Annotated in this window: 12 protein-coding genes; 5 read left to right on the top strand and 7 right to left on the bottom strand. The window is 46.9% G+C overall.

Translation table 11 applies throughout. The annotated features are described in order from the left end of the window. Positions 1-554: 554 nt before the first annotated feature. Positions 555-1,361, top strand: coding sequence for a 5'/3'-nucleotidase SurE (surE, locus tag QUB39_RS04020; RefSeq protein ID WP_333052936.1), 807 nt, complete (start codon positions 555-557; stop codon positions 1,359-1,361). Positions 1,362-1,488: 127 nt separating this feature from the next. Next, entirely contained in the window at positions 1,489-1,887 is a 399-nt protein-coding gene (locus QUB39_RS04015; protein WP_333052937.1) for a hypothetical protein, read from the top strand. Positions 1,888-2,323: 436 nt separating this feature from the next. Here the strand turns inward: QUB39_RS04015 and QUB39_RS04010 are convergent, their stop codons facing one another. Together QUB39_RS04010 and QUB39_RS04005 are read right to left on the bottom strand one after the other, a co-directional pair. Further along, positions 2,324-3,544 (bottom strand): LL-diaminopimelate aminotransferase, encoded by a 1,221-nt coding sequence (locus QUB39_RS04010; protein WP_333211028.1) that lies wholly within the window; start codon positions 3,542-3,544, stop codon positions 2,324-2,326. A gap of 194 nt (positions 3,545-3,738) precedes the next feature. Next, positions 3,739-4,065 (bottom strand): thioredoxin domain-containing protein, encoded by a 327-nt coding sequence (locus QUB39_RS04005; protein WP_333052940.1) that lies wholly within the window; start codon positions 4,063-4,065, stop codon positions 3,739-3,741. Positions 4,066-4,209: 144 nt separating this feature from the next. Between QUB39_RS04005 and QUB39_RS04000 the strand changes: the two genes are divergently transcribed. Continuing rightward, positions 4,210-4,965 carry a biotin/lipoate A/B protein ligase family protein gene (locus QUB39_RS04000; RefSeq protein ID WP_333052941.1) on the top strand — a complete coding sequence of 252 codons (756 nt, stop codon included), beginning with the start codon at positions 4,210-4,212 and terminating at the stop codon, positions 4,963-4,965. A gap of 266 nt (positions 4,966-5,231) precedes the next feature. Here QUB39_RS04000 and QUB39_RS03995 read toward each other — a convergent pair whose 3' ends face one another. From QUB39_RS03995 to psaK, 4 genes are all read right to left on the bottom strand, one after another. Continuing rightward, positions 5,232-6,017: a DUF928 domain-containing protein gene (locus QUB39_RS03995; RefSeq protein WP_333052943.1), complete on the bottom strand. Its 786-nt coding sequence runs from the start codon at positions 6,015-6,017 to the stop codon at positions 5,232-5,234. A 38-nt stretch (positions 6,018-6,055) separates the two neighbouring features. Next, positions 6,056-8,005, bottom strand: a complete 1,950-nt coding sequence (locus QUB39_RS03990) for an adenylate/guanylate cyclase domain-containing protein (RefSeq protein ID WP_333211030.1) — start codon at positions 8,003-8,005, stop codon at positions 6,056-6,058. Positions 8,006-8,086: 81 nt separating this feature from the next. Beyond that, the gene (locus QUB39_RS03985) at positions 8,087-9,283 is read right to left on the bottom strand and encodes a site-2 protease family protein (protein ID WP_333211032.1); all 1,197 of its coding nucleotides are present in this window, start codon (positions 9,281-9,283) and stop codon (positions 8,087-8,089) included. Between the two features lie 81 nt (positions 9,284-9,364). Beyond that, complete coding sequence (psaK, locus tag QUB39_RS03980) at positions 9,365-9,649, bottom strand: photosystem I reaction center subunit PsaK (RefSeq protein ID WP_333040629.1); 285 nt, start codon at positions 9,647-9,649, stop codon at positions 9,365-9,367. A 133-nt stretch (positions 9,650-9,782) separates the two neighbouring features. On the opposite strand from psaK, the gene QUB39_RS03975 reads away from it, so the two are divergent. Next, positions 9,783-10,430 (top strand): phosphoribosylanthranilate isomerase, encoded by a 648-nt coding sequence (locus tag QUB39_RS03975; RefSeq protein ID WP_333052948.1) that lies wholly within the window; start codon positions 9,783-9,785, stop codon positions 10,428-10,430. Positions 10,431-10,816: 386 nt separating this feature from the next. Here QUB39_RS03975 and QUB39_RS03970 read toward each other — a convergent pair whose 3' ends face one another. Continuing rightward, complete coding sequence (locus QUB39_RS03970) at positions 10,817-11,131, bottom strand: acylphosphatase (RefSeq protein WP_333052949.1); 315 nt, start codon at positions 11,129-11,131, stop codon at positions 10,817-10,819. 59 nt (positions 11,132-11,190) lie between these two features. Between QUB39_RS03970 and QUB39_RS03965 the strand changes: the two genes are divergently transcribed. Then, positions 11,191-11,742, top strand: coding sequence for a CPBP family glutamic-type intramembrane protease (locus QUB39_RS03965; protein WP_333052950.1), 552 nt, complete (start codon positions 11,191-11,193; stop codon positions 11,740-11,742). Positions 11,743-11,750: the final 8 nt, after the last annotated feature.

The following is an 11,750-nucleotide window of genomic DNA, read 5'->3' as shown; positions in this document are numbered from 1 at the left end:
CTTGTTGATTTTAGATTTTAGATTTGAGATTTTAGATTGATGGCTGTTTTGGGCCAAGTTGGGTTTAGCGCAATTTTGGCTCTACAGCTTGTTGATTTTAGATTTGAGATTTTAGATTGATGGCTGTTTGTGGTCAAGTTGGGTTTAGCGCAATTTTGGCTCGACAGTCTTGTTGATTTTAGATTTTAGATTTGAGATTTTAGATTGATGGCTGTTTTGGGCCAAGTTGGGTTTAGCGCAATTTTGGCTCTACAGCTTGTTGATTTTAGATTTGAGATTTTAGATTGATGGCTGTTTGTGGTCAAGTTGGGTTTAGCGCAATTTTGGCTCGACAGTCTTGTTGATTTTAGATTTTAGATTTGAGATTTTAGATTGATGGCTGTTTTGGGCCAAGTTGGGTTTAGCGCAATTTTGGCTCTACAGCTTGTTGATTTTAGATTTTAGATTTGAGATTTTAGGCAGTTACGGATAATTTGTAATAGGTAATTCGAGGTTAGAGCGATCGCCCTAGTTGAATCTAGTTTAAGATTGCTATAAGGCCTATAAAAATTTCAATGAAACTTTTAATTAGCAACGACGACGGCATCTTTGCACAAGGCATCCGTAGCCTCGCCAACGCTCTCGCCGCCGCTGGCCACGATGTGAGCGTAGTTTGTCCCGACAGAGAGCGCTCCGCTACCGGCCACGGCCTAACCCTGCACCAACCCATCCGCGCCGAAATTGTCGAATCTATTTTTGAGCCCGCAGTCCAAGCTTGGGCCTGTTCGGGTACTCCCGCCGACTGCGTGAAACTTGCTTTGTGGGCTTTACTTGACAAACCGCCAGATTTTGTCCTTTCCGGTATCAACCACGGGCCCAATTTAGGCACGGATATCATCTGTTCGGGCACGGTTTCGGCAGCAATGGAAGGAATTATGGAAGGTATTCCCAGCATTGCTTTCAGCCTCGCGAGCTTTACTTCGCAGGAATTTGGGCCGGCGGTGGATTTCGCTGTCAGCTTGCTGGCACAGTTGGAAAAACAGCCAATGGCGAAACCGATGCTGTTGAATGTCAACATACCGGCAGTCTCACAAGCAGAAATTACCGGAGTTGCGATCGCCCGTCAAGGCATTCGCCGCTATTTCGACATATTTCAAAAGCGCACCGATCCGCGCGGCAAAACTTATTATTGGCTGGCTGGGGAATTGTTAGAAGATGTAGAAGAAATCGCCGATTCGGCGGTGCCACATGATATTCCTACAGACGTACAAGCTATTCGCGACAACAGAATAACCGTAACTCCTTTGCAATATAATCTCACCTGTGCTCCAGACTTGCACTCGTTGCGGGATTGGCAATTTGCAGGTTTTCCCAAGCAGTGAGCTCCGATCGACCCGATTGGAGCGGTAAACTAGGAATTAAGGAAAAGTGCCTCTCAAGGTCTATACCTTAAGCGTTAACACAGGCTCCCAATTACTTGTTAGTTTTTTTTACTCAAGAAAAACAGTTATGAACGCTCCCACCTATAACACTCATTCTGTCACTTGCCCGATCTGCAACCGTTCCAGCGTCGTAGGCCCCGTCGGGATGGTCAGTGGACTATTCACTTGCCCCCACTGCCATTCTCATATGGTAATTAGCTGGAGCGGTCATTTTGTGCGCGATCCTTTTAGTCTCAAACAACTGACGGTAGGAAAGATGCTCAGGCGCGAGAGCAGACCCTTAGCTCGGATTCAGCGGGACTTTGGGCTGGGTAAGCCTTTGCCGCTGATTGCAATTTTGGGCAGTGTGGTCTTTTTCGGGTGTGTGCTCGCCGCTACGGAACAATCGCTACCCCGACAGAATTCACTTCAAGGATTTTTAGAGTGGGTGAGCGGAACTGGTAATTCCCAAGATATCTCACGTTAACATTTCTTAAAAAAGATTCTGACAGATACTGCGTGCAAATATCTAGTCCTTTAGGTAGAAATCACACTATTTTAGCCATTGCATCCATCTGAAGCTACGGGTAAGCGCTTAGACGCCGTGCCCTTCTTCCTGTGTCCAAAAACGTCAAAACCCCAGTCCGGCAGGGGTTTTAACCCCTGTAGGGAAAGCGCCGTACCCGTAGGTGTCAACTTAACGTGCAACCGATAGTCCGACAGTCCGACAGGGGTTGAAACCCCTGCCTCAAAGCTAAAGTCGTCTGAAGACGACTAATGAGTTTTTCAGTCCTCTTTGATAGGACTTTAGCTATAAGCCCTGTGGAAGATCATTCCCTGGCGAAGAGTGCCGGGTGAGCCGGAGGACTGGCGGACTAAAAGCTTAAGTTGACACGCCTACGGCGCTCGCCGTAGGCGTGTACTCAATTTAGAAACTCAGCAATTTTTCTAACTGCTGCTTCCAAAATTGCTGGCGACTCGACTAAGGCAAATCGCACGTAGCCTTCTCCTGATTTCCCGAAACCGGCACCGGGGGAAGCTGCGACTCCTGTACTCTGTACTAGCTGAGTGCAAAATTTCACGGAATCTTGGGCCCAAGGTTCCGGCAGTTTCGCCCAGACGTACATGGTGGCGGGGGGTACGGGTACTTGCCAGCCGATGCTCTGTAGCGCGTTTACAAAGGCATCCCGCCGTTTTCTGAAGGTTTCTACGCTGGTTCTGACGGTATCTTGAGGGCCTGTTAATGCGGAGATCGCTCCGTTCAAAATCCCTCGGTATTGGTTGAAGTCCACTGCGGCTTTTACCTGTCGCAGGGCTGCAATTAGTTCGGAATTGCCGATCGCATATCCGACTCGAAAACCTCCCATACTGTAGGATTTGGATAGTGTAAAAAACTCGATCGCCACACTCTTATCTCGATCCGCCTGAAAGATTGACGGTGCCATCAATTTGCGGTTTTCCTCGATCCCAGAGGGCGGGCACGGGGGCACCGCCCCTACGGAATCGTCAAACACCAAATCTACATAAGGGAAATCGTGCACCAAAACCAGCCGATGTTCCCGACAAAAAGCCACGGCTTTCTCAAAAAAAGCAACCGGGGCGATCGCAGTTGTAGGATTGTGAGGATAGCTCAAAACCATCATCTTCGACTCAGCCAACACTGCTGTCGGAATATCTTCAAATATCGGCAAAAACGCATTTTCTGCTAATATCGGCATCGGATAAATTTGACCGCCGGCCAAATGCACACCGCCCGCGTGGGAAGGATAGCCCGGATCTAGCAACAAAGCAAAATCTCCGGGGTTGAGTACAGCTAAAGGCATATGCGCTGTGCCTTCTTGGGAACCAATTAACGGCAGCACTTCTGTTTCTGGATTGACTGCTATTCCAAATTTTTTCTCGTACCAAATAGCTGCTGCTTCCCGAAAATCTCTTGTGCCGTTAAATAGCAAATAGCCGTGGGTGCTGGTGTCGGACAGAGAATGTGCGATCGCATCTGTAATGTGAGCAGCCGCCGGCAAATCCGAAGAACCCAGAGACAAGTCAATCACATTCTGCCCCGCTGCTCTAGCTTGAGCTTTTGCCCGATCCATATCGGCAAATACATTAAATTGCAGTGGTTCTAAACGTTTAGCAAATTGCATATTTTCTATATTTTTGTGGATTTTTAAGGACTATTTTTATATTAGCTAAATTATTTTTTTTACTAACCACAGAGAGCGCAGAGGGCGCAGAGTCAGAGAGGAATATCGAGGAGAAAAGAGAGGTGTTAAAAAAATATTTGTGCTTGTTATAATTGTAAGTTGGGAGTTGGAAACTCCCGAATCATTTCCAAACTTTATAAGTGAGCGTCGAGCAAACCGATCAAAGTTTGTTTAGTAATGGCTCCCTCGTGAGAAAGCACTACTTCGGCATTTTTAAACAGCCGGAGAGCTGGGACTCCTTCTACTTTATACTGCTTGACAGTATTAGGATTGGGGTCAATTTCCATTTTAACCACTTTCAGCCGATCGCTGTAGTTGGCCGCCACCCAGTCTATCGAAGGCGCGATCAGTTTGCAAGGCCCGCACCAAGTAGCCCAAAAATAGGCAAGCACTGGTTGCTCTGCTTTCAGGACTTCTGTTTCAAATTTTTCGTCGTTAATGACAATTACACTGTTGCTCATGGTTCTGCGATTATTTTTTCTATTTATTTCTAAAGCACCGGCTGGCGTGAAACTTGCACCAACTTAGAAGACAGGCCCAAAAAACTGTTACTAATTTTAAAACATTCTGCGAATTATTGAGTAGAAACTAAGGACTGGGGGCTGATGGCTAATTCTGTATGGCGTTTGATTCCACTGTTGTCGGCGTCTGGTAGCGTGCAGATGGCGATCGACCAATGGCTACTGGAACAGCATCTAGCGGGCAAACATCCGCCAACTCTGCGATTTTACACTTGGCAACCGACGGCGATTTCCTTGGGCTACCACCAGCGCCGATGGCCGGAGTTTTGGCAGCAGTTGTCTTGGGAGGGAATGCCTGTGGATTTGGTGAGGAGGCCCAGCGGCGGGCGCGCCGTGCTGCATCAAGGGGATTTAACTTATGCAGTTGTGGCGTCGGGGTTTGGAAGCAGCCGTATGAAAGCTTATCAGACTATTTGCGAGTTTTTGATTGAGGGTTGGAGGGCGATGGGTTTGGATTTGCACTATGGGGAAGCTGGAAGGGGTTATATTCACAATCCGAATTGTTTTGGTACTGCGACGGGTGCGGATTTAGTTACCGCTGATGGCTGCAAGTTAATTGGTAGCGCGCAATTACGCAGGGGTGATGCAATTTTGCAGCACGGTTCGATGCGTTTGCAGCCGGATGTTTGTTTGTTTTCTCAAGTGTTTGGGGAGCAATTAATTCCTGTGCAATTACCTCTATCTCAAGGGGGAGATGATTTGATGGCCACTGTAATTGATGTTTTGAGTGCGGCGGCTTGTCGCTGTTTTGAAATTGATTTGGAGGTGCAGCCACTTTCGGATCGGGAATGGCAGGATATTTTGGAATTAACAAGTAATCAAGTGTTTCACATTTTTTAACCTGCATATTTGGGGTGGGCTTTCCTGCTACCTTTTGGGAACAGCCAAGATGGCCGTTCCACAAGAGCTTTCTGGGATAACTATTGTGGGTATACCGCCTTTTGGGAACAGCCAAGATGGCCGTTCCACAAGAAAAATTATTTGCTGTAGAATAGCCATCTTGGCTGTTACTGATACAAGTTAAAAACTTGTACAGTTATTTTTATTAAAAGTTTTCCGGGCCGTTGATCCGACGCCAAAAAAGTTAAATTTAAATGCAGTACCGCTTAGGGCTGTGGCGGAATTTGAACGATCGGCTCTTTGGCAATTTCGCCCAATTTCACAGAATCCAGCAAGCTTTCCCAATCAGCCTTGAACGTTGTATCATTAGGCTGATCGCGGCGAGCGGCAGCTAGGGTGCTGAGGGCATCTTGCCAAATCCCATTTTCAGCATAAATAACGGTTTTCTGGCGCGGATCTGCCTGATCTAATTGACGGCGGATATCTTCACTGAGTTCAACTCGCCGTACCGTACCGATTTCTATCTGATCTGCCGATCGGTCTAGAGAGTCGCAAATCACTGTAAAATTCCAAGTGTAACTTTTGCCTACTTCCAAGGGCGGCACATTTTGGTTGGCGGGGATACTAACGCCGATTACCCCTGATAAATTGCTAATTGTGAGCTCCTGTTTATAAATCTCCTTGCCGCTTTCATCTTGTAGGATAAATTCGGCTGATTCGGCCTCTGTTTGAGGCAAGTAGAAAAAGAACGTTGGATAGTCGGAAACAGTCCGTCCCATCTTATTTTTAGGCACTAAGGCTGTGAGACCTAGCTGACTAATGCTCGCGCAGCCACCGCGCACAGGCCGTCTCGGTTGAGTGGGGGGCCAATTATCTATATCTTCAGTAGGCGGAATGAAGCGCGGCCCTCCCGGTATAGGGTTGGGTGGGCGGTCAGGTGTGTTTATGCTGGGCTGTCCCACAACTGCCAATTGAGAAATGTTAAGTGTGGCTATCAATACTATTGAGCCAACTGATATCAGATTGATGAGAAACTTAGTAATTGTTTTCACATTAACTCCATGAATTTGTAGGGAGAGATTCTCTCTTTTTATTTCTTTTTCCTTCCCAAAACCCGGTAGACATTAACTTTTTGTTCCCTACCTCTTAAAGGCAAAGCTCCCCAAGATTCTACCTCAAATTTGTCGGCCAAATGCACAAAGGTTTCTTCTGCAATCAATATCCGGCAAGTGTCCTCGTGCCGCTCCTTTTCGCAGCTTTCTAGGCGAGAGGCAATATTTACGCTGTCGCCGATCACTCCATATTCTAAACGGGTTGTGCCTCCCAGACTACCCACCATCACAGGCCCTGTAAAGATGCCTACTCGCATTTTTACGGCCGGTAAACCGCGTGTGAGCCAATTTTGATTCATTTCTGGCAAGCGCGAACTTATAGCTAAAGCGCAAGATACGGCGAGGCGAGCATCTTCTGCAATTTCTTCGCGAGTGGTGCGGGGAATGGGTACGCCAAATACTGCCAGCATTCCATCTCCGGTAAATTTATTAATCACGCCTTGATGTGCTTGGACTTCTTGGGCCATTGCTGATAAATACTCATTTAACCAACTCATTACCACTTCTGGCGCGAGTTTTTCGGAGATTGTACTAAAACCCTGCACGTCGGTGAGGACGATCGTAGCAGTAACTTTTTGCCCTGGCAATAACCCTGATTCGAGCAGATGGACGCGCTCTTTCCACAGGGCATTTGCGATCGCGGGTGAAGTTTGTTGTCCTAATAATTTCATCACAATCCCTTGCTGTTGTCTCGACTGCTCGTATTTATAGGTAACTGCGACTCCTGCGGTGATTAAAAGGGCAAGGGCTGGAGCAATTAGAGGTATCCACCCCTGTTGTAGGAAGAGGAAAAAGGTGAATCCGAATAATGAGCCGCAAGCTACGATCGCGATCGCGATCAAATTCAGCGCTTTTTCTAGCCGCCAAGCTAAACAGCCACCCACTGCACTCCAAACCACAATCCAGAGGATTTCTTGCCATTCATCCCAATACCAAAATAGCCCTTGGCCGTCTAAAACTGCACTGAGAATTTGGCTGGTGGCCGTTGCGTGAATTAATACCCCAGGCGTCGGGATATTACCGTTTTTAGTAGCGCTGTAAGGGGTAGAAAAAATATCTTTTACTGTTGGGGCTGTCACCCCGATTAAGACTATTTTATCTTTTACCAAGTTGGGGTCTACTTTGCCCTCCAAAACTTGAGTTATGGTCACGGTTTCTGCTATCTTTTTAGGAGAGCGGTAAGTGAGCAATATTTGATAGCCTTGGGCAGGAATGTTTTGATAACCTCCTGAGTTTGAGCGCAACTTTGAAAATACTGTTTTATCTACTAAGAATTCATTGTTTTCTGTAGCTTTATATTCTATATTTTTGCTATCAAAATATGCAAAAGCTAGCCTGGAGGGAAATGAATAAAACGTGTTTTTACCATCGCCAATAGACATCACATTACGACGCACTATACCATCTGGATCGAGATACAAATCGTTAAATCCTACCCGCTTGTCTGGTATGTTGGGAGGTGGCTGGACTCGATCGTACTTTAAGGAGCCGATGAAGGTAATGGGAAAGACTTTGGGGTTTTTCAGTTGAGTGGCTAATTCTGCATTTCCCGGTTCGTAGGGAATATCACGAATTATATCGAGACCAATAGCTGTGGGTTCCAAACGCGCTATTTCGCCGATCGCTTTTGCTAAAACGCGATCGGAAATTGGCCATCTGTTTAAAGCACTAATGTCCCGATCGGTGATTTCAACTATCAGCAACCTGGGGTCAGGGCCGCGATCTTGCCCCAACTGCACCATGAGGTCGTAAGCATTTAATTCTAGTGGCTGCAACCCGCCTAAATGCCTCACTCCCAATAGAGTTCCGGTCACGACAATCCAGATGATAGCAACAGGTTGCAAGTCAGCGTTGGGGAATAAATAAGTTAAATTTTTCCCAAGTCCCTCCGCAAATTTATGATAAATTCTCTTAAAGAATTGGGGCATAAAATTTAGTGTTTCAACCCTGAGTCACAAAGTATGCTACATCTTAACCGATCGCTGATGCCCCTTACTGATGCCAAATTTTTAGTTTTCTTGTGCAGTTTTGGCGATCGCACTTAATTGCAATCCCTGCGGATAGCTGTTTTCTTCTTTGCTGCGCTTGATGTCGGCCATTGAAATCTGTGGTTTGAGGTATTTTGCTAAAACTTTAACCACGTCGCCCCGATCGAGCGTCCCCACTACTGAACCAATCGGCGAGAGGACGATGATTCGGGGGAGTTGACGGGCTTCCATGCTGTTAATTACTTCTGCAAGGGAGGCTTTTTCGGAGACTGTGGGGGTTTTTCCCAGGGGTTTCAAAATGTTGTGCAAAGTCTGAATTTGCCATTGACTGCGTTCTGTGAAGCGAATATCGTCGATCGACACTAAGCCCAAATCCCGGCCGTTGGTCGCAGCAATATAAAATGGAAACGGATTGACTTCTAACAAATATCGATCGGCAAATTCTCGCAGAGTCAAATCTGCATCTACAACTCGAAACTCGCGACTCATCGCATCGCTGGCTTTAATTTTGAGCAGGGCTTCTTGCAGCGAAGTAACTTGGCTATAAGCAGTGGCATTGCGAATGCCAAACCAGCCAATCAGTGCAATCCACAAGCCGCCGTACTCCCGCGCTAAAAAGCATAAACTCAGACCCAAAGCAACAGCCAGCCAACCTAAAACTTGTCCTGTTTTTGCCGCCCAGCGAACGCCGGCAAATCGAGATCCGGTGATTTTCCAAATTGCTGCTTTTAAAACTTGTCCTCCATCCAAAGGCAGACCGGGAATTAAGTTAAATAATCCCAAAACGAGATTGATTAGTGCTACCCTTTCGGTGACAATTGCTAGCAAACTTTGCGGGGGAAGAACTTGAGAACCCAAACCGAGGATTAAAAACAGCGCAAAGCTGACTAGAGGGCCGGCAATGGCTACTTGAAAAGCTTGACCGGGAGTTTTGGATTCCGAGTCGATCGAAGCTACTCCGCCAAATAAGAATAAGGTAATAGAATTAACTTTAATGCCTTGCGATATCGCCGCCAAGCTGTGTCCGAGTTCGTGCAAGAGCACGGAAGCAAACAGTAGCAGAGCTATTGCTAACCCCGCACTCCAGGAGAGCGCAGGCCCCCACAGGCGGTAACTGCTGGCGTATTCGCGGGTTGCTAAGGCTAAAATTATAAACCACGAATAATCTATAACTAGGGGGATGCCAAATAAAGAGCCGATTCGCCAACCTGTCTGCATGAATTTTCCTGGGAAAGGAGAGCAAGAAAGAGTTTCTATTATATCTTTTCTCACCCCTTGCCTTTGCCTTTCCCCTGATTTTTACAGAACTCCGGCGTTACCCAAGCCCAAGATTACTCCGGCTCCGAGCAAGTGGCCGAAGCTGGCTGTTGCCAGCAATTCTGGTACGCCGAAGCCTTTGAACATTCCAGGGAGTGCCACGGGTAAAGCTGGGCCCTTGCCTCGGTTTTGCTTGGAGATGCCGTAGTAGCCGATCGTGATCGCCAGCAAATTGCATAAAATCATTGTCAGTCCTACCAGTGGCGACCACTCCGGTGTTGAGGGAGCGGTAGATTGTACGGCTAACAGCAAAGATGAGGTGATCATGTTCTTATTTCCTGATTTCACAGATAAATTGATTTCCCAGATTATAAAAAGCGGTTTGCATTAAACTAAGATTTGTTTTAATAGTTAACAATTCGTTTATATTTTGATACAAATTCGGAACGGAGGAATCGGAGTGCGGGTTAAAATTTGCGGAATCACTAAATTAGACCAAGGAATTGCGATCGCCCGCTTGGGAGCCCAGGCTTTGGGGTTTATCTGTGTGCCGGCTTCCCCCCGCTATGTCAGCCCAGAAACAATTCGCCTGATTGTCGAGCAATTGCCGGAAAATGTCGATCGCATCGGCGTTTTTGCCAACACCACAATAGAAAATATCTGTCAAGTAGCGGCAGAGTCAAATTTAAGCGGGGTGCAGTTGCATGGAGATGAAACAGCGGAATATTGCGATCGACTGCGGGAGTTTTTGCCGGGAATTGAAATTATTAAAGCCCTGAGAGTTAAGACTCCTGAAACTTTAGCCACCGCTGCTGTTTATGCTGTTCGTGTCGATACTTTACTGCTGGATGCTTACCATCCAGGGCAATTGGGCGGTACTGGTAAAACGATCGACTGGATGATGTTATCAGAGTTTAGACCGCCGTGTCCTTGGCTGCTGGCGGGCGGTTTAACACCCGATAATATTTTAAATGCAATTGATAGCGCGATCGGCAATAACTTCAGCGGTGTTGACCTTTCTAGCGGCGTAGAAATAGCGCCGGGAGATAAAGATTTGACCAAAGTTGCTCAGTTGTTTGCTAATTTAAGTCAACTTGCTAATCATTGATACAGCATATTTCATGTAAATGTAGAACGCGAGAAACCGGGTTTCTTAAACAGTATCACTAATGATACGAGAACTGTAAAGAAACCCGGTTTCTGGGGTGTAGTTCATAAACCTGGAATACGCTGTAAATTGGCAATACCAAATTCGCGCTTTTTATGCGATTCATTCTTTAGTCTGCGCGAGCGAAGCCTGCCTTATACAAGGCAGAACTCGTTTCTACAGTAGCAATTTCAACCGCAGTCTATGCCGTTTAGGATCGCGAATTAAATAACTTACAATTTTAATTGTTATTGTGGGATGGGCGGGACGCCCGTCCAAAAAGGACGGGCGTCCCGCCCATCCCACTTTCAAGAGTGGAAGTTATTTAATTCTCATTCCTTATTCTTTTATCGCCGGATCTCAAAAGTACGCGCGGCGGAGCTATCGCCAAGGGAATCGCCTTCCGGGTCTTCGTATTCCAAAACCAACTCGCTCACCCTAGCACCGCTGGGGCCGCCTCGGCACCAACTAATCATTTGTTCAACAGCTTTTTTGGAGCCTTCAAAGACAGCTTCGACGCGCCCGTCGGGGAGATTTCTTACCCAGCCGCCCAGGCCGAAATACTTTGCTTGATTCTTCGTTGAATATCGGTATCCTACTCCTTGAACTAATCCCGAAACAAAAACGCGGACTCTGACGGGCGGCAATGATTGGTTTTGCATAATAAACGGCTCAACTTACTGCTAACATCTGTTTGAAAATTTTAAGGATCGGTTTGATTATGTTAAATTTTAGCGCGATGGTGCTGCCGGGATTCCTGATACGCCGCGTCACCCTGGCTTTTTCAACTATTCCCGATGTCACTGATTGGCTGGTTGCAGCTATGCTCGCGCTGGTTTACACTTCGATCGCTCTTTCCATTGGTTTTTGGTCAGGATTTCTAAAAGTAGACGTGCAAACCTCTCGGCGTACAATTGTGGGAGTGCTCGTTGGCTGTTTGTTAAGTCCGGGCATCACCGAGGAGTTATTGTTCCGGGTGTTAATGCTGCCGCACCCGTTTGAGAAGGCTTCTGGGTTAATGCTGTGGTTTTGGGGATGTGCGAGTTTGGCGGTTTTTGTAGTTTACCACCCGCTGAACGCGCTGACTTTTTACCCGGTTGGTCGATCGACCTTTATGAATCCAGTATTTTTGCTACTGGCGGCAATTTTGGGAGTTGCGTGCTCCCTCGCATACCTGCAAAGCGGTTCTATCTGGCCTGCGGTGGCGCTTCACTGGCTCGCAGTGACAGCCTGGCTGTTGCTACTGGGCGGTTACAGGAGGCTATATGGTTAAATGTAAAA

This window comes from Microcoleus sp. AT8-B5, assembly GCF_036705565.1.
GTDB lineage: Bacteria > Cyanobacteriota > Cyanobacteriia > Cyanobacteriales > Microcoleaceae > Microcoleus.
This window is presented reverse-complemented; position numbering and strand designations above follow the sequence as displayed.

What these genes read in the sequence shown, in the direction of transcription:
- surE (WP_333052936.1), top strand. Translation starts at nt 555, where the DNA reads ATGAAACTTTTAATTAGCAACGACGACGGCATCTTTGCACAAGGCATC.
- QUB39_RS04010 (WP_333211028.1), bottom strand. Translation starts at nt 3,544, where the DNA reads ATGCAATTTGCTAAACGTTTAGAACCACTGCAATTTAATGTATTTGCC.
- QUB39_RS03970 (WP_333052949.1), bottom strand. Translation starts at nt 11,131, where the DNA reads ATGCAAAACCAATCATTGCCGCCCGTCAGAGTCCGCGTTTTTGTTTCG.
- QUB39_RS04015 (WP_333052937.1), top strand. Translation starts at nt 1,489, where the DNA reads ATGAACGCTCCCACCTATAACACTCATTCTGTCACTTGCCCGATCTGC.
- QUB39_RS04000 (WP_333052941.1), top strand. Translation starts at nt 4,210, where the DNA reads ATGGCTAATTCTGTATGGCGTTTGATTCCACTGTTGTCGGCGTCTGGT.
- QUB39_RS03985 (WP_333211032.1), bottom strand. Translation starts at nt 9,283, where the DNA reads ATGCAGACAGGTTGGCGAATCGGCTCTTTATTTGGCATCCCCCTAGTT.
- QUB39_RS03990 (WP_333211030.1), bottom strand. Translation starts at nt 8,005, where the DNA reads ATGCCCCAATTCTTTAAGAGAATTTATCATAAATTTGCGGAGGGACTT.
- psaK (WP_333040629.1), bottom strand. Translation starts at nt 9,649, where the DNA reads ATGATCACCTCATCTTTGCTGTTAGCCGTACAATCTACCGCTCCCTCA.
- QUB39_RS04005 (WP_333052940.1), bottom strand. Translation starts at nt 4,065, where the DNA reads ATGAGCAACAGTGTAATTGTCATTAACGACGAAAAATTTGAAACAGAA.
- QUB39_RS03965 (WP_333052950.1), top strand. Translation starts at nt 11,191, where the DNA reads ATGTTAAATTTTAGCGCGATGGTGCTGCCGGGATTCCTGATACGCCGC.